This is a genomic window from Paludicola sp. MB14-C6 (assembly GCF_030908625.1).
In the GTDB taxonomy this organism is placed as follows: Bacteria; Bacillota; Clostridia; order Oscillospirales; family Ruminococcaceae; genus Paludihabitans.
This window is the reverse complement of the sequence record NZ_CP133133.1, coordinates 103017-128507: the sequence shown is the minus strand read 5'-3', so window position 1 is coordinate 128507 and position 25491 is coordinate 103017. Positions and strand designations below refer to the sequence as shown.

Annotated in this window: 24 protein-coding genes; all 24 read right to left on the bottom strand. The window is 33.6% G+C overall.

The window, feature by feature from the left end:
* Nucleotides 1-99: 99 nt before the first annotated feature.
* Entirely contained in the window at nucleotides 100-267 is a 168-nt protein-coding gene (locus RBG61_RS00550) for a hypothetical protein (protein WP_307944641.1), read from the bottom strand.
* A gap of 62 nt (nucleotides 268-329) precedes the next feature.
* Entirely contained in the window at nucleotides 330-1325 is a 996-nt protein-coding gene (locus RBG61_RS00545; RefSeq protein ID WP_307944639.1) for a uroporphyrinogen decarboxylase family protein, read from the bottom strand.
* A 704-nt stretch (nucleotides 1326-2029) separates the two neighbouring features.
* A complete protein-coding gene (locus RBG61_RS00540) occupies nucleotides 2030-3148 on the bottom strand; it encodes a hypothetical protein (RefSeq protein WP_307944638.1) in 1119 nt (372 codons plus the stop codon).
* Between the two features lie 141 nt (nucleotides 3149-3289).
* Nucleotides 3290-5431, bottom strand: a complete 2142-nt coding sequence (locus tag RBG61_RS00535) for a family 78 glycoside hydrolase catalytic domain (protein WP_307944637.1) — start codon at nucleotides 5429-5431, stop codon at nucleotides 3290-3292.
* Between the two features lie 35 nt (nucleotides 5432-5466).
* Complete coding sequence (gene rhaD, locus RBG61_RS00530) at nucleotides 5467-6291, bottom strand: rhamnulose-1-phosphate aldolase (protein ID WP_307944635.1); 825 nt, start codon at nucleotides 6289-6291, stop codon at nucleotides 5467-5469.
* A gap of 47 nt (nucleotides 6292-6338) precedes the next feature.
* Nucleotides 6339-7586: an L-rhamnose isomerase gene (locus tag RBG61_RS00525; protein ID WP_307944634.1), complete on the bottom strand. Its 1248-nt coding sequence runs from the start codon at nucleotides 7584-7586 to the stop codon at nucleotides 6339-6341.
* Between the two features lies 1 nt (nucleotide 7587).
* A complete protein-coding gene (gene rhaB / locus RBG61_RS00520; RefSeq protein ID WP_307944633.1) occupies nucleotides 7588-8997 on the bottom strand; it encodes a rhamnulokinase in 1410 nt (469 codons plus the stop codon).
* A gap of 97 nt (nucleotides 8998-9094) precedes the next feature.
* A complete protein-coding gene (locus RBG61_RS00515) occupies nucleotides 9095-10060 on the bottom strand; it encodes an AraC family transcriptional regulator (RefSeq protein WP_307944632.1) in 966 nt (321 codons plus the stop codon).
* A gap of 388 nt (nucleotides 10061-10448) precedes the next feature.
* A complete protein-coding gene (locus RBG61_RS00510; RefSeq protein WP_307944630.1) occupies nucleotides 10449-10826 on the bottom strand; it encodes a hypothetical protein in 378 nt (125 codons plus the stop codon).
* Nucleotides 10823-11914, bottom strand: coding sequence for a hypothetical protein (locus tag RBG61_RS00505; protein ID WP_307944629.1), 1092 nt, complete (start codon nucleotides 11912-11914; stop codon nucleotides 10823-10825). The genes RBG61_RS00510 and RBG61_RS00505 overlap by 4 nt, the downstream gene beginning before the upstream one ends.
* An 86-nt stretch (nucleotides 11915-12000) precedes the next feature.
* On the bottom strand, nucleotides 12001-12411 hold the full coding sequence (locus tag RBG61_RS00500; protein WP_307944627.1) for a hypothetical protein: 411 nt from the start codon (nucleotides 12409-12411) through the stop codon (nucleotides 12001-12003).
* 13 nt (nucleotides 12412-12424) lie between these two features.
* Nucleotides 12425-13153 carry a hypothetical protein gene (locus tag RBG61_RS00495; RefSeq protein WP_307944625.1) on the bottom strand — a complete coding sequence of 243 codons (729 nt, stop codon included), beginning with the start codon at nucleotides 13151-13153 and terminating at the stop codon, nucleotides 12425-12427.
* A 398-nt stretch (nucleotides 13154-13551) separates the two neighbouring features.
* Nucleotides 13552-14337 (bottom strand): hypothetical protein, encoded by a 786-nt coding sequence (locus RBG61_RS00490; protein WP_307944624.1) that lies wholly within the window; start codon nucleotides 14335-14337, stop codon nucleotides 13552-13554.
* Between the two features lie 6 nt (nucleotides 14338-14343).
* Entirely contained in the window at nucleotides 14344-15366 is a 1023-nt protein-coding gene (locus RBG61_RS00485) for a hypothetical protein (protein ID WP_307944623.1), read from the bottom strand.
* Between the two features lie 196 nt (nucleotides 15367-15562).
* Nucleotides 15563-15784: a hypothetical protein gene (locus RBG61_RS00480; protein WP_307944621.1), complete on the bottom strand. Its 222-nt coding sequence runs from the start codon at nucleotides 15782-15784 to the stop codon at nucleotides 15563-15565.
* A 12-nt stretch (nucleotides 15785-15796) separates the two neighbouring features.
* Nucleotides 15797-16885 (bottom strand): hypothetical protein, encoded by a 1089-nt coding sequence (locus RBG61_RS00475; RefSeq protein WP_307944619.1) that lies wholly within the window; start codon nucleotides 16883-16885, stop codon nucleotides 15797-15799.
* 160 nt (nucleotides 16886-17045) lie between these two features.
* Complete coding sequence (locus tag RBG61_RS00470) at nucleotides 17046-17291, bottom strand: hypothetical protein (protein WP_307944618.1); 246 nt, start codon at nucleotides 17289-17291, stop codon at nucleotides 17046-17048.
* 17 nt (nucleotides 17292-17308) lie between these two features.
* Complete coding sequence (locus tag RBG61_RS00465) at nucleotides 17309-18463, bottom strand: hypothetical protein (RefSeq protein WP_307944616.1); 1155 nt, start codon at nucleotides 18461-18463, stop codon at nucleotides 17309-17311.
* Between the two features lie 220 nt (nucleotides 18464-18683).
* Entirely contained in the window at nucleotides 18684-19139 is a 456-nt protein-coding gene (locus RBG61_RS00460; protein WP_307944615.1) for a hypothetical protein, read from the bottom strand.
* Nucleotides 19123-22005, bottom strand: a complete 2883-nt coding sequence (locus RBG61_RS00455; RefSeq protein WP_307944614.1) for an RHS repeat-associated core domain-containing protein — start codon at nucleotides 22003-22005, stop codon at nucleotides 19123-19125. The genes RBG61_RS00460 and RBG61_RS00455 overlap by 17 nt, the downstream gene beginning before the upstream one ends.
* Nucleotides 22006-22110: 105 nt before the next feature.
* Nucleotides 22111-22950 carry a metallophosphoesterase family protein gene (locus RBG61_RS00450; RefSeq protein ID WP_307944613.1) on the bottom strand — a complete coding sequence of 280 codons (840 nt, stop codon included), beginning with the start codon at nucleotides 22948-22950 and terminating at the stop codon, nucleotides 22111-22113.
* A gap of 101 nt (nucleotides 22951-23051) precedes the next feature.
* Nucleotides 23052-23435, bottom strand: coding sequence for an MmcQ/YjbR family DNA-binding protein (locus RBG61_RS00445; RefSeq protein WP_307944612.1), 384 nt, complete (start codon nucleotides 23433-23435; stop codon nucleotides 23052-23054).
* 38 nt (nucleotides 23436-23473) lie between these two features.
* Nucleotides 23474-23779, bottom strand: coding sequence for a metalloprotease family protein (locus tag RBG61_RS13970; RefSeq protein ID WP_373889732.1), 306 nt, complete (start codon nucleotides 23777-23779; stop codon nucleotides 23474-23476).
* Nucleotides 23780-24099: 320 nt separating this feature from the next.
* Nucleotides 24100-25440 carry an amidase family protein gene (locus RBG61_RS00440; RefSeq protein WP_307944611.1) on the bottom strand — a complete coding sequence of 447 codons (1341 nt, stop codon included), beginning with the start codon at nucleotides 25438-25440 and terminating at the stop codon, nucleotides 24100-24102.
* Nucleotides 25441-25491: the final 51 nt, after the last annotated feature.

The window sequence follows — 25491 nt, the reverse complement described above, 5'->3', positions numbered from 1 at the left end:
AATTATTCCCGCTAACATCTAGTGCTAGCAACTTAATAATTAAAATACTATTTATATGTAATAAGTTATATGTTGCTTATTTAAGATAACTCATATCATCTATCTATATACTCCATATGTATGTGTCGCCTGGTACATGGCAACAATATTTTCAGATGGACTGTCATCCTGAATAGCATGGGTTGGTGCAAAATGATATCCTCTGTGTGGCATAATTATTTCAAGTGTCTTCTTGCAATACTCTGTAACCTCATTTGGCGGTGCCATATGCCAAAGGACCTAGTGTCGATATACATCCTCTAAATGTAAATCTGCCCGCAATTGGAATATTACATACATGCCTTAATAGCGTATTCTTTTAAAAGTTTCACATATTCTTTATAATTTTCTAAAGAAACATCTGGTGGGGTTTGATGGTCAACTGAAGGAATATATTTACCTGATTTCATTGCAGGTAAAATTCGTTCAAATTCCTCACGCATTGCGATTTCACCTTTACACATAATTGTTTTATCGTATCCACCCATCATAATCCAATCTGGATATTTTTCTCTGATTCTGTTAACATCAACTCCAGCTTGTCTTTCAAGAGGTAAAACGCCATCAATGCCAACCTCTTTAAACCACGGAATGAGAGGCTCAACATCCCCATCTGTATCAATTAGAACTTTTGTGCCATGCTGTTTAATCAACGGAATAATTTGTTTATAATAAGGTGCCATAAATTCATTATATAAGTTTTTTGAAATCATTGGTCCGTGATTATAAGACATATCTTCCGCAAAACTCATAAAATCTGGTGTTAATATTTCGTAAATGGTATTAATTACTTCTTTATAATATTTTACAAGACGTGTATTAATTTCATGCATTAATTCTGGGTAATCGTAAAATGCATATAGATGGTTTTCTATTCCAAATAAAGTACGTGGAAACCAGAAGAACCCTTCTAAACTAAACCATACAATGGCTTCTCCGTTATCGTGTTTTGATTTTAAGCATATTAACCATTTACGCAGATTTTTAATACTTTGTTTAGAAAACAGATGGGGCAAAATAGATTCGAAATCCGTTTCATTGTTAATTAGTGGTGCACCATGCCATTCTGGTTGTGGTAGGTGTCCATCATTGAGATTAACCCAATATTGGTAATGACAATCCAATCCAAAGTAATTAAACAACTGTTGTTGGTCTAAAGGGCAACTCGGATCTTCTTTTTTCCAATTATTTGTAGTTATGTCCCACCAAGATGCCCATTCTATTACAGGTAATCGATCAATTTTTTCACCATTAAATAAGGCCTTTAGTCTTTCTTGATTATTCATAGTTATTCCTTGTATGATATAGATAGGAACTATATCATACTTACCTTTCAAATATTCTAAATGAATTTTATCTATAATAGAAAAAACTGTAAACTTTTAATAATCTTTTATAGTTTTGACTATTTGAATCACAGTTAGATATTGCTTTTACTGTGTAGATATTTATGAATTTTTAATTATAAGTACAATTTGGTTTAACTTGCGATTGCCACAAGTAATCCACTTTGCTTGTTGTATCATATACATGCTTTTCTTTTTAGTTTATATAATTCTTTCAAAAAATAAATCACTCTATAGACAAGACAAGATCAATACTAAAAGATTATAATATAATAGAGAAAATTCTGTATTACATATCAAATATATAGTTATGGCGGCCTTCGTCCACTTTGTATGTTTCAGAATTTAAAATGATTGTTGCTTTACATCCACTTGGCACAATAAAAGTATAATTCACCTTCTCATTTTCTATATTCCATTTGCTCCAATTTGTGTTAATATGGGTGCAACTACAATTTGGCAACACCTGGATGGTATAAATCTTTTTAATCAATGAATTTTTTTAGTAGGATAAAAACACTGCATTGCTAAAATCCTTTATAACAAGACCATTTTGAAATAAACACCCAGCATGTAATTGAATTTAATTTCTCGTGTTATATTTTTGGGATTCAAAGAAACAAAAATACTCTTAATTATAATAATTATATATTTTGCATTTTATTACAATAATATTGAACAAGTTCAAATTTTGCATCGGGAGCAATTCTGTGGTCTGGACAAGGTATATACCCTCCTAGTGATATTAACGACTTTAGACGGGCTACTTCTTTATCAACAGCTGCTTTGTCACATGCAAAAACAGTTTTATTCATGCCTCCTACACCACGTATTTCATTTCCGTATTTTTCTCTCCAAGGTTTAATTGAAGCATTCCATGTTCCAACTTCAATTGGGAACATAGTATTTACACCGTTTTTAAGCCAAATCGGTATTAAACTATCAATCAAACCATCACAGTCAACTGAAATTATATCAATTCCATGAGAGTTAACAAGTTCAGTTATCTTTTTATACCAAGGACCTACAATTTCATCAAACATAGAAGGTATTACCAATGGTCCATTTTTAAAACAAATATCTTCCCAATAATGAGCATAGTCAAAGTCGGAATTTGTTTCTAATGCAAGTTTTGCACAATCATAGCAAAGGCCACACATGGTATTGACAATTTCAATATAAAGTTCTTCATCATCAGCTTGTAGATAACTTAAATGTTCTACCCCCAAAATATTTCGCATCTCTCCCATTAACGAGCCCAAATGTAACCCCAATGGTATTTCCCTTTCGTTAGATTTTGGAAGCTTTTTTATTCGATTAATATCTACTCTATTAGCTGACATCTTAAATCTAGGAAGATATAATTCTTCCCATGACTTTCTATCTACTAATGATGTTCCAATTTCGGCTGGAATAGTTGTAACACCTGGCTTATCCTTGCATATTAGGCCTTGAGGATTACGAATATTTCGACTACCATCAGGAAATTCTTGTAAAACTTCAATTTCAAATAAAGGTGACAATGTACAATTTGAACTTACACAAGAGTTCCAATTGAAATCAAACCCTAATTTTCTCATTATGGAACGATCACCTTCTGAATTATCGCCCTGTGTTTTATAGCTGTAAGCTTCTTTTTCTGTAATGTGTCCCTCAATTGCCCATTTGTCTACTGTTTCATTCCAAAATCCAAATGAAACAACTGGCATTTTATTGTAATTTTTATAATGTAAAATTGCATTAACATTTTCTCTAAGTGTCATACTAAAAAAACAATCCTTTCCTACTTAATATAATTCATCTTTTAACAACTATTGTTTTATCTTGCACCTCAGAAATTAACTTTTCAAAAGCACCATCATTTTTAAATATATATCCCTTTGGTAACTTAACACTACCTATCATTAATTTTGGTGTTGAAATATCCAATTCAATTTCATCACCGATTTTTTATATTCAACGGATATCTTTCCAGCTGGAGCATTGTGATATCCTTTTGCATATTGCAATGAAAAAATAAATGAAGGACTTATAATTATTTCATTTGCATTTTTGCATGTAGGATTTAGCTTTATACCCAAAACATCAGTGATAAACCAATTACTAATATCACCATAAAAATGATGATTATATGAACCTATATTTTCAAAGAACTCCCCTAGTGTTGTATTCCCATAATCAATCATCGCGCCATAACTTGGATATTCCTTTCTTGTTATCATATAATAAGCTAAATCACTATAACCAAATTTTGATAAAACATGGAATATTACTCTTGCGCCAAAAATTCCACAATCTATGTGCTTATCTTCTTTATCTATTAACTTCAACAATTGGACAAAGGCTTGCTTTTCTTCATCTTGAGTAAATATATTATAAAATAATGCCATTGCTTGTGCTGTTTGAGTTTCACAACTCACTGTCATATTATCTGAATTTACATATTTTTTTCTAAACGAATTTCTAGTAGCTTTTGCTAGAGATTTTGAATTATCCCTACGTTCAAAATCTCCTATTATCTCAAAAATAAAAGAAGCTTTATCACAAATATCTATACAAATAATAGAATCAGTAACCTCTAGTGGAGTTTTTGGATCCTCTGCAGGACGTTTTGGTGAACACCAATCGGCAAGCCCATATGCAAATAAACCATCATCATTTATTTTAGTTTTCATATACTCTATATACCTATGAATTGAGTCTGAATTTTCTCGTAATACCTCTATATCTCCCCTATATTTATACATAAAATATGGAAGATAAGTAATAATTGAATCCCATCCCGGTCCATTACCCCAATGAAATCCCCAACCGCCTGTTGGAACAATTCCAGGAAATGCACCGTTTTTATCTTGCGCTTTTCTAATACAATCAAGCCATTGTCTATAACATTTTTCAGGAGTAAGATTTATAAGCGTATGTTCACAGGATAATGCCGCATCACCTGTCCAGCCATTTTTTTCTCTATGTGGACAATCAGTAGGAAAATGAAAGAAATTTGCCAACGTAGAGCGTCTTGTCATTAATTGCAATGTATTTGCAACTTGATCCGAACATTCAAAGTTGCCCATTTCAGTTAAATTTGTATTCCAAACAAGATAAGTTAATAAATCCTTTGTTGCTTGTTCGTCGGTTATTCCTGTCACTTTCACATAACGAAATCCATTATAAGTAAAGCGTGGTATATATGTTTCTTCTTTATCACCTTTTAAGGTATAACTACAGGTTTGAACTCTATTTGGTCCATGAGAAAAAGTAATATTTGAAAGAGAAGGTACACCATCTTCAAGCATTTCTGTATAACACATAGTGACTTTTTGATTTTTTGTACCACTGATTTTCAAGCGCACTACACCAGCCGCATTTTCATAAAATTTATAAGAATAAACGCCATCAGATATTTTATTTATATCAATTGGCTTTAATTCTCTTTGTAAGGTTATAGGTTCAACATTTGAAATTTTGTAATCGCCCTTCGGATTTTCACGTATCATAACATTTTCCCAGTTGCTATCATCAAAGCCAATATTATTCCAACCCAGTTGTTCTAAATTAGCATCATAATCCTCTCCACAACGTAAATCATCAAAAGTAATTGGAGAAGGCGCTGTTTTAAAGCTATCATCGGTTTCAATTATATGTTTTTGTCCATTTTTTAGCTGAATCTCAAATCTTAAAGCAAGCATTGGAGCACTTCTCCAAGCTGCCTTTTGAAAATCCCAAACGCCTCCGCCCAAACAATTATGCATTCCGTTTCCTAAAATTGCTCCAAATACATTTTCGCCCTTTTGCAGATATTTTGTAACATCATATTCATCAAAAAACACTATATCATCGGAAGCACTAATGTAAGGCATTAACTCGCCTTTGTTTATTCTCTTCCCGTTAATATAAGCATCATAAAATCCCAATCCGCTAATAATAAGCTTAGCATCTTTAGTATTACCTTCAAGATTAAATGATTTACGGAGATAAGGTGCATTAACATGCTTTTCCAAATCACAAAATTCCGTTGTAGCACTAATAAAATTTGTTGGATAATTCATACATATACTTTCTTTCAAATAAGTTTAACACTTTTCTAGTTATCTAAAAATTCTTCTGCCAAGTTAACACCAAAATATTTTGCAATTTCCCTTAGATTATTATCAGTAATTGTTTGTATAACTGGTCTATTTGATTGTAACACATTGAGATAAATTTCTGCTGCTTTTTCAATTGTGTGCATAAGTCCAAAAGTTATGTCAAAATCAGGCCCAGAGGCAAACATCCCATGATGAGCCCAAATTACAGCATCGTATTTCTTCATTAGCTTACTTGTAGCAATAGCTATCTCAGTACTTCCTGGTACCATCCATTCCACAACGCCAATACCCCCTGGAAATACAACAGGACATTCGGTTGCACTTTGCCATAGCGTACGGGTAAATACCTTATCAGTTAACGGCAATATATATGTAAGAGCAATTACGGATGTGGTATGTGCATGATAAATCACTCTTGTCTCACCGTTTGTAGCATCTTTACGTACAGTGTGGTTCATAAAATGACTAGGAAACTCACTTGTAGGAACCCCACCGTTTTCAAGTCCCCATACAATTCGATAGGAGTCACCATCAGAATTAATCTCAACAATGCATATATTATTTTGTGGTTCTAAAATAACATTTCTGAAAAATTTTCCACTTCCTGTGCTAATAAAATGCTCACCTGCAAGATTTTTAGCACTTACGCTCATTTTTGTCCATTCGCCTTTAACTTTAAAATAAGGTTTGCATTGCAAAACTTCTTGTGTTCTCATTCGGTATGTAAGATTTCCTCCATTTCGTTCATGCCAGCCTTGTTCAAAACCATCATTACACATACGTATAAATCCCTTTATTACTTCAGTATCAAAAATACTCACTATTTTTATCTCCTTTTTTGTTTTAAAAGTATTATGAATTAATATAATTATACGCGCTTTGATAAAACCTTAATTTCGTACTTTTTTATCTCATCAAACCAAACTTGTGTGGAAGGTACATTTTCACGTTTACAATATTCTTCCCATATATCATTATAAGGTAAAGTTTTTAATTCTTCTTGAAGCATCATCATTTCACTAAATTGTCCACTATCTTGTAAAGCTTTCAGTTTTTCATTTGGCTGTAGCAATGCAAATAGTAATGCTTTTTGTACGTTACGTGCACCTATTACCCATGCGGCAATTCGATTTATTGATGCATCAAAGTAATCAAGTCCTATAAGAACTCTATCAAGCGCATTATTTCTTACTATTTCCTTGCAAATTTCAATGATTTCATCTTCTAGTAACACCACATGATCAGAATCCCATCGAACAGGTTTTGTTATATGTAGTGGAACATAATTGAAAAATGAAAGCAAACTTGAAATTTTATCGCTTATCATTTCTGTTGGATGATAATGCCCATTATCCAATAAATTATAAACATCGTCATGCTTTGCTGCGTATGACAAGTAAAATTCACTGCTTCCAACAGTATATGCCTCAACTCCTATACCGAAGACCTTGCTTTCTACGCAATCAATTACACCAGGTAATTTCTCGGTAAAGATTTTATCAAGACTGTCTTTTAATCGAAGACGTGGGCCTAAACGATCTGCCGGTATATGCTTATATCCGTCAGGAATCCAAACATTACATAGACATTTATCATTTAATTCAATGGCTATATAGGACGCTATTTTTCTGCACGCAATAGCGTGTTCAATCCAAAAATGACGTATTTTATCATCTGAATTACTTAATGTTAATCCACTTTCTGCTAAAGGGTGACTAAAAAAAGTGGGGTTAAAATCTATACCGATTTTTCTACTCTTAGCGTAATTAACCCATTTTTCAAAGTGCTTCGGCATTAGCTTATCTCGGTCTACATATTCATCATCAAACACAGCATAGCACGCATGTAGGTTAATACGCTTTTTTCCTGGAATAAGGCTTATTGCCTTATCAAAATCAGCAGTTAGTTCATCAAAGTTTCGTGCTTTACCAATATAATTTCCTGTTGCCTGTATTCCTCCACTTAATTTGCTATTTGTATTTTCAAAACCTGCTACATCGTCTCCTTGCCAACAATGTATACTTATATCTTTATTTGATATGCTATTTAGTGCTTTTTCAACATCAACACCCAATTCAGCATAACGTTTTTTAGCATATTCAAAACGTGCTATCATACTATTTTTCTCCTTCAAATCTAGTTATTAAAAAGCTATTTTTCACTGCCTTACGAGCTTCTGTAAGATTTTCAAATTCATTAGCATATATAAATTGTGTTAATAAGTTTCCTATTGATGTTGCTTCAATTGGCCCGGCATATACACGTAGATTTGCGTATGCAGCAGTTAGCTCATTCAAGTAATTATCTCTGCTTCCTCCTCCGACTATATTGATTGATGTATATTGCTTTCCTGTAATATTGCTAAGCTCTTGAATTGCATTTGCATAACAAAGCGCAAGGCTTATATATACACAATGCACCACTTCGCCAGGGGTTTGTGGCACAGCCTGATTTGTTTTTTGGCAATAAGCCTTTACTGCTTCTATCATGTTTGTTGGCGATAAAAAGCTACTATCGTTTACATCAACAATTGAATTAAAATGGATCTCCTTTCTTGCCATTCCTTCAAGTTGTGAAAAGCTATATTGATTATCATAATCACGTTTTATTGATTGAATCATCCAAAGTCCCATTATGTTTTTTAAAAATCGGTAGTTATAGTTATAACCGCCCTCATTAGTAAAGTTAGCATTTATACTATCATTTGTCGTTATAGGTTTTTTATTTTCCACGCCCAACAAACTCCATGTTCCACTACTTAGATATACTGAATCATCATCTGTTGATGGAACTGCCATATAAGCACTGCCTGTATCATGAGTTGGTGGAAGTATAACCGTACAGTTATATCCTACAATTTCTTGAATTTCACTAAGTAGCATACCGACAGTATCCAAAGGTGCAGAAAGTTTATTTTGAAATAATTTTTCAGGATAATCTAATATTTTAATTAAAGGAATATCCCATTCTTTTGTAGATACATTTACAAGGTTTGTTGTTGTTGCATTCGTATATTCGTTTTTCTTTACTCCAGTCAGAAGAAAATTAAAATAGTCAGGTATCATTAAAAAGCTTTCTGCTTTATTTAAAAGCTCTGGATTGTTTTGCTTCATTGCCATAAGCTGGTATATTGTGTTAAACAATTGTTTTTGAATTCCTGTTTTTTTATATAGCATATCATTACTTATAAATTTATTTACAATTTTATCCATGCTTTTAGTTCTACTATCACGATATGCAACACTATCGCCCACAATCTTATTGTTATCATCAAGTAATACAAAATCAACGCCCCATGTGTCAATTCCTATTGTAGTTGGTACTTTCCCTATTCCTTTACATTTTTTCATTCCAATAAGAATATTTTTAAAGAGATTATCTAAATCCCAAACTAAATGTGTGCCTTTATTAATAATTTTATTTTCAAAACGATATACTTCGATTAAATTTATTTTTCCATTATTAACGTAACCAATAACATGCCTTCCACTAGACGCCCCTATATCAACTGCTAAATAATACTGCACCCTACATCTTCCTTTAATCATAAATAATAATATAATTATATCATGATAAAAACATAAAATAAGGACGTAACTTATAAAAAGTTATGTCCTTATTTAACTAATCTTTTAACTCTAATCTATACGTTTTAGGGCTCTTTTTATGAGCATTTTTAAATATACTATAGAAATAACTGATATTATCATAGCCTACAGCACAAGCAATTTCTTGTATTGATAGTGTTGTATTGATAAGTAATGTTTCCGCTTTTGCAATACGCTTTTGTTGCAACAATTGCTTATACGTATATCCTGTTTTTTCTTTTATAAGCTTACTTAAATATGCAACAGATACATTAAAGCGTTGTGCAATTTGGCTAAGTGAAGTATTTTTATAATTTTGCTCAATATCTCGCAATACTTCTACTACTATACTATGACTTAAATTACATTTATCAGGTATAGACATGTATTGAGTATAATTTAAAAATTGTAAAAATAATAAGCCCATTGTAACTTGATTTATATTTCGATTATTAGGTTGATGGTTAATGATACTCCAGACTAAATTTTCAATTGTATTTTGTACTGGTAAAATATCTGCCACTTTTAAATGTATATAACTTACCTCATCATTATCTATTTTCAAGCTATTTATAAGAAAATCTGCTAATAAATTATTACTACTTATCATATCAAAAGCAAGATCAAAAAACTCAGGTAATATTATAAAGTTAATTGCTATATCAGCTTCATTAGCTTTTTTTATAGAATGGTAAGCATGTTGATTCAAAAGCAGTATTTCACCTTTTTTAATTGTCATACTTTCTTTATAGTTTATTATATGCGTCGTTTCACCCTGACACATATACATCATTTCTATATAATTATGTCTATGCGTTGGAAAATCAGTAAAGCGAGTATGAGCACGAATATTAATAAGCTTACCTTTTTCGAGTATTTTTGAACTATCTATCACTCTGTTTTTTTTAGACATGTATATTTGCATATTTAAATTTTCGCCTTGTAATAATTTTTCTTCTTCTGTAGTAATAGCAGAAAGCTTATTTAATATATTAGAGTCCATATTTTTTCTCCTTTGCAACAGACTTGTAAAAACTCTTATTACTCATTATTATAAAAACTTATAGATAAATAGTCAAGGTATTGACCTGATATAATAAGTATAAGCCAGAGTTCAAAGAAAAAGTTTTGCGCCTCTATCTGGAAGAAGGACGTACGAAGAAAAGCCTCACTGAAGAATATGATCTTGCACAAGTGTATTGTAGCACAACAATTATCCATATTTTAGCATAGCGGTTTTTCGGAAGTTATGATATCAAGCATTCTGTTTGAAAAGTGGTCACTTGTAAGGCTTAGACTGCATTCTAAAAGGGAATCTGCATCCAATTACTACTCGACAACCGCCATTACAAGGCGTTTTCATATCTCTCTTTGGGTGGTCAAAACAGCTTTTACTTTTGGTATACTTTTAAATAACCTTGCTCTCTCCATACATTTAAAGTCATTTGTGCATTGAACCCCAAGATCCCATTTTTCTCATCCGTAGCAGCGAGTTCTAAAATTCTTTCTGCCTCATTGATTCTGATATTCAATGCCAGACAATGAGCTGCTGCTTTGGTTTTAACAACAACATTGTCATTTTCAAGGAGTGTCACTAAACACTCTTCGGCAAACTGTAAATCTTTCTCTAGTAACTTGAAGGTTTTAACAATTTGTTTCCCTTCAGCATTATTTTTCTTATAGTCACCAGACAAAGTTGCTTCATACATAATGTGGCAACTGGAAATGTACTGATCAATTACAGCATCTTTGTTTTTTTGTTTTATCACTTAATCACCCCAAATTGTTTTAGGACATTCATCCCAAACTCATATTGTTTTTCATAGCTCTGACCTGCTAACCAATCTCTTACACTCAGTCCGCCAGTAAAGTCAAAGCTCTTGGTATTATAGTATCCACTTATTTTTGCATGTGTTGCTTTATCAACAGCTATAAGATTATCGGTGTTCTGAATTAATTGATTGCTAAATCCTGATTTTTGTATTTGTGATTGTTCAACTATATGGTGCCATTGATTACCTTCTCCAGGTGATCCCAAGAATTTTTTGGCATCATTGAAACTATCAAATCCTTTACCTAGTGTGCTCCCACCATCAACAGTTTCGCTCGCACTATTATTAACTTTCGGCTTATCTAAATTGAAACCTTTAAATTGTCCCTCCGGAACATTACTGAAATTGGAACCACTTGCATTATAGTTGGCTACCCAACCCGCCGCTGCATACATCCCTGCAAAATCCAGTAGCGCGCTTCGTTCTGTTTTTTTCCCTTGCTGAAAATGAGTATCCAAATCAGTAGTTGTCATACCAAATCTATTCGCTCTAAGTGATGTATTAAAGAAATCCATAACCCCTTTATTGGTTAAGTCTTCATCGATATATAGTTTCTTAATATCATCCATCGTTATGGATCGTTCTCTACCCAATACAATCAATTTTATCTTTTCTTGTTCAGTAAACGATTCTAAAAAGTCACTGTGTTGAAATAATAATTGTTCATCCGCAGTCAGCCAATTAAGTGATGGAAATTGATTGATATACTCATTATATTCTTTGCTTTCTTTTTGTAGCAGTTCTTTATATTCCTGTGCATACTTTTCTGGATTTATTAAGGATGTACAAGCTTTAAAGTTAACGTATCTCTTTTGCTTCTCAATCTCAGCTTGACGTCTTTGTGCTTCCTCTGCCTTGCGTTGTGCCTTAGCTTGACCGTAATCAATTCCCGAAGACAAATTATTACTTGAAGAAGTCTCACTGCTTGTATAAGAATCCCCACTGTAATAATTATACAATTTTGTTCTGTAGTTTGCAAGAGAGAGAAAACACCCGTCAGTACTGCCAACGGGTGTTTGATTCAAATTGTCCTTTGTGTGTTTGGTTGATGGTGGATGATGCTCAAAAGTACCATTTCAAGCCATTTTACAAGTGCACAAGCGTATGCACTTTACTCAGTTTTAAACATTTCTAAGGCTCTTTCAGTTGCTATCTTTTTGATTTTTACATGTGTATCGGCTATGTTGTTAGCATCAAATACATCCATAACTTTAGAGATGTTTTTCATAAGTATTCCTGACATGTAACTCAAAAATTCAATAGTTTCACTTTTTTCAGAAATGAATTCTGTTCCGATTAATCTAAATACATCTTCGATTAAATACCATTCGCCATCTCGACCTGCTTCGCACCAGACAGTCCCTCTATCTCTAATAAAGCGGATATTGACTTGCTTATTACAGGTAAGCGCAATACAAAAGTTACCAAAATTCTTTTCATCAAAATCGAATTTTTGTAATGAAAAATTTCCTTTGTTTGTCAATTCTACAATATTTTCTATTAGCGATTCTTTATCAGACATTTCAACAACCTCCTTATTTAATTAACTTTGTTCCATCACTACTAAGCTTATAGCCCTGTGACATTAAGTACTCTATTTCTTTCTGCAAATAGCTTTCTGGTCTTACTTTGTCGATAGGAGTTGCTAAGTTAAATTCAGTACCTTTAGAAATTGCACGATCAAGGAATTTTTGATTTGCAGCCCACTGCTCATCAGAGGTCATCTTATTCCATATGTTGTCAGGAACAGAAAATGGTTTTGTATTAAGTTTTTTTGAAAGCTCCACATATTCGGGATAGTGCCCTATAACCTTCTGAGGTGCTGTAATTACTTCGCTCACACTCTTTGGAGCGGTTTCCCATGTTACATTTTCAGCACCATACTTTTCTTTAAAATACTGATTCCATTCTTCACCAGTTCTCGGTACTTTTGATTCATTTCCTCCACCGACTTTCGGTTTATCTAAATTGGAACCTTTAAATTGTCCCTCCGGAACATTACTGAAATTGGAACCACTTGCATTATAGTTGGCTATCAAACCCGCCGCTGCATACATCCCTGCAAAATCTAGTAGTGCGCTTCGTTCTGCTTTTTTTCCTTGCTGAAAATGAGTATCCAAATCAGTAGTTGTCATACCAAATCTATTCGCTCTAAGTGATGTATTAAAGAAATCCATAACCCCTTTATTGGTTAAGTCTTCATCAATATATAGTTTCTTAATATCATCCATCGTTATGGATCGTTCTCTACCTAATACAATCAATTTTATCTTTTCTTGTTCAGTAAACGATTCTAAAAAGTCACTGTGTTGAAATAATAATTGTTCATCCGCAGTCAGCCAATTAAGTGATGGAAATTGATTGATATACTCATTATATTCTTTGCTTTCTTTTTGTAGCAGTTCTTTATATTCCTGTGCGGACTTTTCTGGATTTATTAAGGATGTACAAGCTTTAAAGTTAGCGTCTCTCTTTTGCTTCTCAATCTCAGCTTGGCGTCTTTGTGCTTTCCTTGCTTTCCTTTCTGCTTCAGCTTGACCGTAATCTATACAATTATTGTTACTGCTATAAGAATCACTACTGTAATACGTATTAGTACTATAAGAAATATTAACATAATAAGATGAAAAATATCTTATTATGTTAATAAATTATCTATTTACTACTGATTCCAAGCATTCGTAACTTTAAAAGTTTCTAATTGACCTCGATAATCCCAGACATTTTCAATTTCCATAATACCTCTTAAGGTGTCAACCTTACCATTTTTATCAAACATAATTATATAGGACTTTGAAAACTTATAGTCACCTCGTTTACTATCTACAGGTTTGACTCTAATATAATAAATAGATTTACCATTTTTATCTATGGTAAGCGGCACTATGCTACTATTATCATATTCACTTACTGTTGCAATCATCAAAAATGCTTCTTTTAGTTTACCGTCTGAAACATAATCTTTTTTTCGTCCAGTTGTCTTAATGTGAAACATTCCACTTTTTTTAAGTGGTTTATCCCAATCATTGATTGATTTTAGAGTGGATATTTGTTCATCCGTAAAACAACTTTTCACTTGTTCCTCATCAATGTTTTTATATTGATTCAAGTTTGGGAATTTACAAAATATGCAATTTACATTGTCATAGAAATAAGAATCAGTTTCTGTTGTTTTTTGCGAAACAAGCAATGCGAAAATTCGCCCATTTTCTGGAGTTGCATTGCTTGTAAATCCTTCAAATGCAAATAGCTTTCTACCATAATCATCAGTTTCAACAACAAAAATCTTATTTGATTCATATGCCGACACACCTAAAAGAGAATTAGTAGCTATATCATGCAAATTTACATCATTATCACGATATTTAAATCTATTGTCGCAAGCAGTTAACATCAATAGAATAAAACATATAATTATTGATTTTAAAAAAGTCCTTACTAATTTCATATATATCTACCATCCTATCAAATAATCTAAAGATTGTTCTGCACTTCCTTCTGCGTACGGATAATTAGGTCGCTGTACTCCCCCAAAAATATCAGCACTTCTTTCCCATGGTTGCGAGTAGTACTCATCGTGGGTAGCCTTTGAAGACACTGAAGGTATTGCAATTTTTTTTATATATTTTAATGTTCCAAGATATTGTAATTGAACAAAATGACCATATTCATGCTTTACTGTTCGAGCACCTTCTTCAGTTCCACCAAACTCGACACTACCCTCTTTTTTATCTAAAATCATAATTCCAAATGAACCAGATCTGTTTCCGTTAAAATTAAGATCTGCACGAATAACTGTCTGGCCCTTATACATTGAAATATAATTTGCATTTAATACAGCCTCTTCACTTGAATTATTTACATCCAAATTTTTTATATCATTTATCAAATTAGCAGTAGGTTCAACTATAACATCTTTCCATTTCTGACCTAACTCCCATACCAGTGAATCCAAATTACTCATTTCCCTTACCGCTGGATTTGGTGTTGGAACTGGCATTTTAAATTGATTGATATAATCATTATATTCTTTGCTTTCTTTTTGTAGCAGTTCTTTATATTCCTGTGCATACTTTTCTGGATTTATTAAGGATGTACAAGCTTTAAAGTTAGCGTCTCTCTTTTTCTTCTCAATCTCAGCTTGGCGTCTTTGTGCTTCCTCTGCCTTGCGTTGTGCCTCAGCTTGACCGTAATCAATTCCTGAAGACCAATTATTACTTGAAGAAGTCTCACTGCTTGTATAAGAATCCCCACTGCTTGATGAAGTTGAGGATGAAGAGGATGTTGGTTGATACAGTGGATTGTTGATAACAGCATTCGCCATTTCAGCTTCTTTTTTCTTTTGTACAACAGCCGCCTTAGCTTGATTGCATGGGTCGTTCTTTTTTATTCCTGCTAAATAAGAAGCAACCGTGGCAGGACCTGCCATTTGGATACTAGCTGGAACTTGATATCTTCCACTTGGGTCTTGGAACATAATCGGATTATTTTGGCAATATGCGTATAAATTTTGGCAAGTGGGTTGAGCATATTGCCGAAAATAAAATAGTTCTTTTTTCCTTTACTGATGATACTGTTGCGGTTTAAGCCATAATCATAGCTGTTGCCAATCTTACCGTCAAAGAGGTGGTATAAAAAGGTTTTAGGGTGATATAGTTCAAATATCTAATCTGTTATTCAATGAATTTCTTATAGAACCCTTCTTCAATGTATGTTTCCGCAAAACTTTGAATAACAGAGTCTGAATAGTCACCACCCTTTGAGTAAGAGATATCCATTACATCTATAGCTATCTTATTTACAACGTTATCATTAACAGCTATGTTGTTTTTTGTTAGCTCTTTTCTAACTATTTCTGAGCATCTAATAATGTCGTTCTGGTTAGCAAATAACATTTTTATTCTCCTTTACTTCAACAAGTCTGTTAAACTGTCGAGTTTAATTTTTTGATTAGTGATTGCTTGTGTTGCACCACCTGGTCCATATTTTATGATATCTTTTGTAACAGGCTCTAACCATTTGGCTTTTCCCCAATTACCATTCGGTATTCTAATATCATCTATGATTTGTAAAGTGCCAAATGAGCCTCTTATAGAGGCATCGTGTGGTACTTGGAGCCTTCCTGGGTTTGGTGTATCAAACTTATCAAAGGTAATATATGTTCCTTTAGCATTTGAAGGTATTTCCATGGTGTTTTTCAAATTCTCAATATAGTTAGCTTCTCTTGGCATATATCTATAACCTGTCGAAGGAACCGCTGTACCACTTGGAGTCACATAGAAGTCTGTCTTAACCCCACCCTCAATAGAGCCACCACTATTATTAACTTTCGGCTTATCTAAATTGAAACCTTTAAATTGTCCCTCCGGAACATTACTGAAATTGGAACCACTTGCATTATAGTTGGCTATCAAACCCGCCGCTGCATACATCCCTGCAAAATCCAGTAGCGCGCTTCGTTCTGTTTTTTTCCCTTGCTGAAAATGAGTATCCAAATCAGTAGTTGTCATACCAAATCTATTCGCTCTAAGTGATGTATTAAAGAAATCCATAACCCCTTTATTGGTTAAGTCTTCATCGATATATAGTTTCTTAATATCATCCATCGTTATGGATCGTTCTCTACCCAATACAATCAATTTTATCTTTTCTTGTTCAGTAAACGATTCTAAAAAGTCACTGTGTTGAAATAATAATTGTTCATCCGCAGTCAGCCAATTAAGTGATGGAAATTGATTGATATACTCATTATATTCTTTGCTTTCTTTTTGTAGCAGTTCTTTATATTCCTGTGCATACTTTTCTGGATTTATTAAGGATGTACAAGCTTTAAAGTTAACGTATCTCTTTTGCTTCTCAATCTCAGCTTGACGTCTTTGTGCTTCCTCTGCCTTGCGTTGTGCCTTAGCTTGACCGTAATCAATTCCCGAAGACAAATTATTACTTGAAGAAGTCTCACTGCTTGTATAAGAATCCCCACTGTAATAATTATACAATTTTGTTCTGTAGTTTGCAAGAGAGAGAAAACACCCGTCTGTATTGACGGGTGTTTTGATTTAATAGGTAGCCGTAATGACCCTTTGTGTGTCATATAGGTGGTCGGTGTTGCCTGAAATCCGCTTAAACTCACTGTATGCTAGGTTATTAAATAGTGGATTATCCAAGTGCCTTTTTAATTGTAGACAGGCACTCTTCAATTTGTTGTTTCATACTCAATATCTTTGGTAATAGTATTACTTTTTCTAAGATGAGCATAAGTTCGCCAAGAAATTCAGTTGAACTTGTAAATGAAACTTCATTCCACATTCTCAATTCATTAGCTAGCTCAAATTCATCATTTAGTTTCAATTCTTCACATATAATTGATGCAAAATTCCTAAGCTCTTGGTTACTATTAAACATATTTATCGCCCCTTTCTTTATGGCATATAGAAGAAATCAAGTTTCACATTATTAGGATCCGTTACCATTTCAATAGCGCCACCACCATTAGTTCCTAAGCCAGGTGCTGGTCGTGTTATAATATTTGAGTTTGGCTTGACTTTACCACCAATAATCACATCAATCTTACTAAAATCAACTCCATAACGATCTGCATATCCTGGATTCAGTGGATTTTCCGGTGCCCAGAATTGTCCCTCAGCAGCATTAGATCTCCCAAGTGTCCCTCCACGATATACAGTTCCTCCGTTTTCGATACTAGTTTTAACAGTTTTTGCTTCTTTGCCAAGAGATTGAACAGCATCGCCGTATGGTGTTTTTACAACGCTTATCTCACCCTCATTTGTTTTGTTCCAGCTAGAAGGTGGTCGTATACCAGCTTCACCAGAACCACTATTTTGTGTAATATTACTAGCTAACCCATTAGCATAAGCATTCATAGTTTGTATGGTAATACCATTTTTTATTTCAGCTTCTCTTTTCTGAGAGTCATAAAACTGGGCTTCACCTTGTGTTAACCCTTTTTGCTGCATTACATATGGATTTATTAGAATTGCTAAATTGAACTTCGTTATTTTAATACCAATACCAGCCATATCCTCAACTGTTAACTTATCTTTACGAACTCTCACCAAATTTAATAATTCAGCTTTCTTTTCTGGAGAAACATCCATTAAGTTAATTGTTTGTATTTCTAGTTGAGTTATTTGAACAGTTTCTTTTTGATATATCTGTGCTAACTCTTGTGCATACTTTTGTCCATTAACAAGGTCTGTACAAGCTTTAAAGTTAGCGTCTCTCTTTTTCTTTTCTTTTGCAATTCTTTCCGCTTCTGCCTTGCGTTGTGCCTCAGCTTGACCGTAATCAATTCCCGAAGACCAATTATTACTTGAAGAAGTCTCACTGCTTGAAGAAGAGGAGGATGAAGATGAAGAGGATGTTGGTTGATACAGTGGATTGTTGATAACAGCATTCGCCATTTCAGCTTCTTTTTTCTTTTGTACAACAGCTGCCTTAGCTTGAACACATGGGTCATTCTTCTTCATTCCTGCTAAATAAGAAGCAACTGCAGCAGGACCTGCCATTTGAATACTGGCTGGAACTTGATATCTTCCACTAGGGTCTTGGAACATAATCGGATTGTTTTGGCAATAAGCGTATAGGTTTTGGCTAAGAGGGGTGAGGATATCCCCGAATTATACTGTAATAATTATACAATTTCGCAATGTGGTTTGCAAGAGAGAGAAACCACCCGTCGGTATTCGACGGGTGGTTGGTTTGTATTAAGTGGTTAAAATGACTCGTTAGAAATAATTAGTTTGAGATTTGATTCCCCCTAATTAAAAACAGAAACTAATTTTCATCTAAATATTTATCCAGAAGCTTATTAAATTGGTCTTTATCAAAGCCGTGACGACTAGCTCTATTATATATCCCATTTTGGTAACTAGCTTGGGCTCTATAACTAATAAGCTCATAATCGCCGTTGTCGTAACTGATCTTTATCGCTTCTAAACCTGTGATTATATACCTAGGAGGATTATGTATTTTATAACAGTCTACTATTTTTAAATCCTCAATTAAATTCTTACCATCCTCTTCAATCAATTCTTTTTTAACATCCGTTATTGGTTGAACTTCCGATAATAAATTTCCATCGTGATCCCCCGCATCACTAATAATCACAATTTCAATCTTTGCTATTTTATCATTTGATTGTATAAACTTATAATCGGTTGTTGTATTGCAACCAGTTATACCGAAAATTGAAATTAAAATAACAATCAGAACACTAAAAACATTTTTCATTTAAATATCTCCTTGAACTCATAATAATAGAATTTTTTATAGAATTAATTATAATTTTTTCAGGTAATTCAGTTAATTCCGAGTAATTCTTGTTGGCTACATCCACCCAAGGCTTATAATTTCTTTTCGTTGCATCTACATTTCCGTATTGATCTGCTTGGTATTCCCAAGGGTAACTATAATAGTCGTATGGCAATTTACCCTTCTTAGAAAGATTGTAGTTTGTTACTGAAGGAATAGCGACAAAAGCAGTATATTTAGCAGCTCCCATTTTATCGAATTGTACAGTATGCCCATATTCATGTTGAACAGTGTCAATGTCATTTTGGGGTCCAATAAACATGGCTCCAAACGAAAAAGCATCATTTCCTATTGGCGGTCTAACAACTAATTTTCCTTTGTAAGCAGAAAAATAGTTTGACTTTAATACTTCTTCTTCATTATTATTGTTAATATCAAAATTTTGCACATCGTCTCCAATTTTATCAACTGTATCAATAATTTCCCCTATCATTAAAGCTAACCACTCTGGTGTATTATCTGGGGTTTGTAATGGATTTGGTGTTGGAATTGATTTTTTAAATTGATTGATATAATCAACATATTCTTTGCTTTCTTTTTGATATATCTCTGCTAATTCTTGTGCATACTTTTGTCCATTAACAAGGTCTGTACAAGCTTTAAAGTTAGCGTCTCTCTTTTTCTTTTCTTTTGCAATTCTTTCCGCTTCTGCCTTGCGTTGTGCCTCAGCTTGACCGTAATCAATTCCCGAAGACCAATTATTACTTGAATAAGTCTCACTGCTTGAAGAAGAGGAGGATGTTGAGGATGAAGAGGATGTTGGCTGATACAGTGGATTGTTGATAACAGCATTTGCCATTTCAGCTTCTTTTTTCTTTTGTACAACAGCCGCCTTAGCTTGAACACATGGGTCATTCTTCTTCATTCCTGCTAAATAAGAAGCAACCGCGGCAGGACCTGCCATTTGAATACTAGCTGGAACTTGATATCTTCCACTAGGGTCTTGAAACATGATCGGATTGTTTTGGCAATATGCATATAGGTTTTGGCTGAGTGGGTTTAACATGTCGCCGAAAACAGTATCTTGTGAGAAGAATCTGCCCTCATATGGGGAATAATATCTTGCTCGTAGATATTGCATACCAGGTACACCAGGAATAGAATCTACATACTCAGCGTTATATTGGTATGGGTTATCTACATAAAGGTTTGTCGTGATTGTTGTCTTGCCAAAAGCTCCATAGCTGTATCCCATAGATACATTACCTTGTGAGTTTAATAACTCGCTAACAGAGCCACGACCATCATATGCATAGTAGTTCTTTTTTCCTTTGCTAATGATACTGCTGCGATTTAAACCATAGTCATAGCTGTTGCCAATCTTACCGTCAAAGCCATATTCCATCAACACTTGAGTATTTTGCGTATTGATGTTGTTGATATAACCAGTTAACTCATATTGCTCTTTGCCCCATTGATTTACACCATTCGGAATCAGCATCGTTTCATCGACTAGCTTTTGATTATAGTTTACTTTATATTTAGAGGAAATGTCAACCTTTTCTGATGTCTGCGCAGTCGTACCATAGTTCTTTGTTGAGCTATTTACTTGCCATCCACCATTGTTACCATCATCATGCCAACCACCAGTATTGTATTTTGGTGTTACACTAAAGATACGGTCTCCATTACCATCATATAAAGCAGCAAACAAGAGATTTTGCTTATCTCTAATTGCTGTCAAACGGTTTTCATTGTCATATTTATATGTCATATAGCTATCATATGGCATATTCTTTTTAATCATGTTGCCGTTCTTGTCATATTCATAGGTAGTGCGTTTTGTTTCCCAGTTTGCAGTGTTTTCAGATTTCACTAATCTGTCTGCGCCGTTAAACACATTTGAAATATTTTTGACTACATTGTTACCACGCTTTTCTCGCTCTTTAATGCGGTTACCAACTTGGTCATAAGTATAAGTATAGGAAGTCGTGAGCTTACCGTTGGTTTCATCAATATTAGTAATTTGACCAAGGTTATCATAAGTAAATTCACGAGTAATCTTTTGTTTTCCTTGTGTTGCAATTTCCTTTATGATCGTACCAGACATATCATAGGTGTATTCAAAGCTAGAAACAACACCTTTATTCTTGTTTTCAAGCTTAATTATATTACCCATCTCATCGTATTGCATCGTACTGCTCGTTTCATTTGGACGCACTACTTCTGTTAAATTGCCAGATAGATCATAAGTATAGCTTGTTTTTTGATTGGTTCTATCCACAATTCCAACCAACCGATCTAACTCATCGTATTGATAAGTTACTGCTGTGCCATCTGGATAGCTTAACTTTGTTAGGTTACCGTATGAGTCATAAGTATAGCCAATCTTTCCACCAGTAGAAAGTGCTACTGATGTTATTCTGCCAATCTCGTCATACTCATATTTAGTTGTTCCTGCTACATCTGACATCGAGATTTTTCTACCGTCTTTATCGTAGCCATATAACGCTTGTCCAGTTGCATCTTCAGAAGATTTCTTGCTTACCAAAGCATCAAGCTTATCATAATCATATTTGATTTTAGTTCCATCTGGGTTTGTAAATTCAGATAGATTACCATTTAAATCATACTTTATTTTTTGGACTTCTTGCAGTGGGTTGGTTATAGAAGTCATACGTTTTGCTAAATCATAAGCATAGTTCGTTGTTCTACCAGCGCCGTCAACACGAGAAGTCATGTTTCCAACAGTATCATAAGCATATCTTGTTTCTACATTGTTCGCATCGGTAACACCAACAACTCGATTCAATAAATCGTATGCGTATGAAGTCTTTCTGTTCAAGGCATCTGCACTAAATTATAATAATCTTTAATTCCATTTGGCATAGTTTATTGCTCCTTTTTATATTTTTACGTTAACTTTAACAATATTTTAACTATTTTATTATTAAAGATACAACTCTTTCGCCGCCATTTCCCAATGCTTTTCAGATAAACGTTCGTTGCGTTGACCTGCCAATTCACTAGCTTTTTGAATACATAGCATTGAATAATTTACTCCCGTTTGTAAGGTTTTTACAATAGACTTAGACCACCAAAAGCCCTTATCATAAATACCACTTTCTTCAAAGTCATTAACAAGACTATCTATATTGTAAGGTACTGAAATCAAGTCTATTTTCCATTTGTTACTCATGAATTCTATAGCAGTAAATTGTGAATTTATTTGGTTGTTTGTTGGCAAACCAACGCTTCCACAATTTGTAAGCATCTTGCCTTTATATTCATACTTAAAAGGGTCATGAGTATGTCCGCAAAATAAATAATCTGCTTCAAGCGTTTCAAGACAATTATTAGAATTCTCTTCACCTTCTAAAAGCATTTCCCTTATGCTTGTTGGTGAGCCGTGACATATAACAATATGTTTACAGCTTTTAAAATTAATAGTATTAAATATTGGCATATTCTCAAAAAAAGTAATATCATCATTGGATAAGTTTTCATATGTATAAAGCAAAGAACCAGTTTGTGAGGAATAGCACCAATTATCATTTGAGTTTTTATGATGGTTTATCATATATTCTTCACGATTTCCTCTTATAAACCAACATTGATGTACTTTCATTGCATTTTTTAATAGTGAAATTGTTTTCTGTGGGTATGGACAGTCGGTAATATAATCACCTAAAAAGATAATTCCATCAAAATAGTTTTGCTCGATATAATTTAAACAAGCTTCAAGTGCCATGTAATTGCCATGAATATCAGCTAATAGTGCAAGTTTCATATTAGTTCCTTTCTTCTGTTGTAAATTTAATTATCATTACCCCCTCACTATGCAAATACCTCTCTATATCTTCTACAAACTAATTTTTTCATCTTTCATATTTAATCCTCCAAACTTTTCTGTACATATTTCGGCAGTTTATTTACAACAGTTTGGTAGCTATGTTCTATCATTTCAATTATAAGTTCATCAGTCACATCGTCGGTTAACGGGAAAGTATTAAAATACGGTTGCTGAACTGCTGGGCAATGATACCCACGCACAACTATATTGGGGAGCAAATCACGATAAAATTGACCTGTCATCATATCGCAGTTTAGAGTGACCGTGTCAATACCTTTAAGCTTAAAAATCTGTGCAAAAATTCTACCAGAACGCTCGCTTGTTTTTCCAACCTTAATTGCTACCACATCAGGTCCGAAAGGATAATCTATGTATGCTCCTCTTTTTGCAAGGCAATAGTCAATTATTTGTTGTGGTGTCATGCACTTCACCTCTGTTTATCTTATTATTCTATTTTAAATTATAGTTTCTTAGTATTGTAAAACCCACAACAAAACTCTGAATTAGCAGGTTTAAACAAAATGAGAATAGAATTTATTATATCAGCACCTGAAATAATTACGTTGATACATAATATATAGACTAGCATATCCTTAAAATAGTCGCTGACAAACATACACGCTATTAAAGGAATAATCGTCAAAACTATGAATGGTAAAGTTATAAAAAAATAGAAGCGTGCTTTTGATAAAACAGCATCTGTGTTTAACCAGAAGAAAATACCTGAATATGTCAAACTTATATTTCCTTTTCTAAATACAACCATAATATGTATCAATTCATGAATAACAAATACTAAAGCAAAAATAATAACTTTAACAACCGTAGTTGAAAAACTCCATACATTAGCTAGTGAAGCCGATATGAAAAGCAGCAATTGCAAGCTATATACAAATAACATGAAGTGTTTTCTACACCATGAGTTTTTTATAAATGGTGTCCAATGTGTGAAATCAATTTCCTTTTTGGGAAGCTGTTTGAACCAATAAATCATTTTTCACCAAACCTTCTCTGTATGTAAGCTTCAAATTCCAGTATTTCTTATTATCGACGAAAAGTATATGTATTTTTTATATTCAATCATGTTCATAATTTGGGGCGTGTAACTTCTTGACAATATTTTTCAATTGTCAACGCAGCGGAATAAAGGCGTACTTCATCTGAACCATATAAAATAATTCCACGAGGGGTGTTGTCTTCTGCCATGCCTAATTTTAGCGCAACGGATGGTAAACCTGTAAAATGCATAATATTTGTTGGTCCAGTCATTATGCAAACATCATATTCTTGCAGTTGTTTCAAAACTTGCTTTTTAAGTTTCTTTCGTTCAGCTAAAGCTTTCAAGTACAATTCATCATTAAGTCCTGTAGAAACACTACTTAAAGCCGATTTTAGATAAGTAATACCGTATCTCATCATTTGCTCAGGATTAGATTCGTAAAACTCAACAATGTCAGAGATAGACTTAAGGCTTGCATTGCTATTAAGAAGATATTTCTCCAAATCTTTTCTAAATTCACAACTCATAATATCTTGCTGATACGGAACATACTCCTGTGAAATCTCTGCAAAATTCGCTCCATCATCTTTAAGTCTCTTAAAAAGTGTATCATACTTTTTTAGCTGTGCCTCAGATACCTGTTCTTGATTAAAAATATTCACCGCAACATGTAAAGAATTAACTTTTAAAGGCAATATGTTATCTAAAGGTTTTTCACACATTCCCGAATATATCATATATGCATCCTGAAAATCTTTTGTTAATGCTCCAGCACTGTCAAGTGTATGAGCAATAGGGATAATTCCGACTGATGACAATGTCCCTGCAGGTGGTTTTAATCCTGTGACTCCATTATCAGTTGCACATCCAACTACTGAAAAAGAAGTATCTGTACCAACTGCGGCTGCACAAAATCCCGCAGATACAGCTACCGCTGAACCTGAGCTTGAACCACCTGGGCTTTTAGTTTTATCATATGCGTTTTTCACCTGACCTCCTCTTGAGCTGTACCCACATGGCATTCCCTGTGTTGTATAGTTTGCAAATTCGGTCATATTCGTTTTTCCTAGAATTATTGCGCCATTTTTCTTCAGGTTAGCAACTATCGGTGCATCTTTGCTGGCAATATTATCTGAAAGCGCAAGACTTCCTGCCGTTGTATGAAGTCCACAAACGTCGATATTATCTTTCACAAGTATTGGCAATCCGAATAGCGACAAGTCTGAACCTGTCTTCTTTGCATCCATAGCACGTGCTTGTTTTATAGCTGTATCATCAATTTCCGCAATCGTATTTAATCCGTTAATGCCATCATATTTACTAATGCGATTGAGATAAAAATTTATCAGTTCTTCTATTCCAATGCGCCTGTTTTTTATTGCATGTATTAATTGACTTGCTGTCATCATATTTGGATCATTTACCATAATTCTATCACAGCCTTTCATTGTGTCTAATAATAAATTAAGAGGCAATTA

What these genes read in the sequence shown, in the direction of transcription:
- RBG61_RS00550 (WP_307944641.1), bottom strand. Translation starts at nt 267, where the DNA reads ATGGCACCGCCAAATGAGGTTACAGAGTATTGCAAGAAGACACTTGAA.
- RBG61_RS00545 (WP_307944639.1), bottom strand. Translation starts at nt 1,325, where the DNA reads ATGAATAATCAAGAAAGACTAAAGGCCTTATTTAATGGTGAAAAAATT.
- RBG61_RS00540 (WP_307944638.1), bottom strand. Translation starts at nt 3,148, where the DNA reads ATGACACTTAGAGAAAATGTTAATGCAATTTTACATTATAAAAATTAC.
- RBG61_RS00535 (WP_307944637.1), bottom strand. Translation starts at nt 5,431, where the DNA reads ATGAATTATCCAACAAATTTTATTAGTGCTACAACGGAATTTTGTGAT.
- RBG61_RS00525 (WP_307944634.1), bottom strand. Translation starts at nt 7,586, where the DNA reads ATGATAGCACGTTTTGAATATGCTAAAAAACGTTATGCTGAATTGGGT.
- RBG61_RS00515 (WP_307944632.1), bottom strand. Translation starts at nt 10,060, where the DNA reads ATGGACTCTAATATATTAAATAAGCTTTCTGCTATTACTACAGAAGAA.
- RBG61_RS00500 (WP_307944627.1), bottom strand. Translation starts at nt 12,411, where the DNA reads ATGTCTGATAAAGAATCGCTAATAGAAAATATTGTAGAATTGACAAAC.
- RBG61_RS00490 (WP_307944624.1), bottom strand. Translation starts at nt 14,337, where the DNA reads ATGAAATTAGTAAGGACTTTTTTAAAATCAATAATTATATGTTTTATT.
- RBG61_RS00485 (WP_307944623.1), bottom strand. Translation starts at nt 15,366, where the DNA reads ATGTTCCAAGACCCAAGTGGAAGATATCAAGTTCCAGCTAGTATCCAA.
- RBG61_RS00480 (WP_307944621.1), bottom strand. Translation starts at nt 15,784, where the DNA reads ATGTTATTTGCTAACCAGAACGACATTATTAGATGCTCAGAAATAGTT.
- RBG61_RS00470 (WP_307944618.1), bottom strand. Translation starts at nt 17,291, where the DNA reads ATGTTTAATAGTAACCAAGAGCTTAGGAATTTTGCATCAATTATATGT.
- RBG61_RS00465 (WP_307944616.1), bottom strand. Translation starts at nt 18,463, where the DNA reads ATGTTCCAAGACCCTAGTGGAAGATATCAAGTTCCAGCCAGTATTCAA.
- RBG61_RS00460 (WP_307944615.1), bottom strand. Translation starts at nt 19,139, where the DNA reads ATGAAAAATGTTTTTAGTGTTCTGATTGTTATTTTAATTTCAATTTTC.
- RBG61_RS00450 (WP_307944613.1), bottom strand. Translation starts at nt 22,950, where the DNA reads ATGAAACTTGCACTATTAGCTGATATTCATGGCAATTACATGGCACTT.
- RBG61_RS00445 (WP_307944612.1), bottom strand. Translation starts at nt 23,435, where the DNA reads ATGACACCACAACAAATAATTGACTATTGCCTTGCAAAAAGAGGAGCA.
- RBG61_RS13970 (WP_373889732.1), bottom strand. Translation starts at nt 23,779, where the DNA reads ATGGTTGTATTTAGAAAAGGAAATATAAGTTTGACATATTCAGGTATT.
- RBG61_RS00440 (WP_307944611.1), bottom strand. Translation starts at nt 25,440, where the DNA reads ATGGTAAATGATCCAAATATGATGACAGCAAGTCAATTAATACATGCA.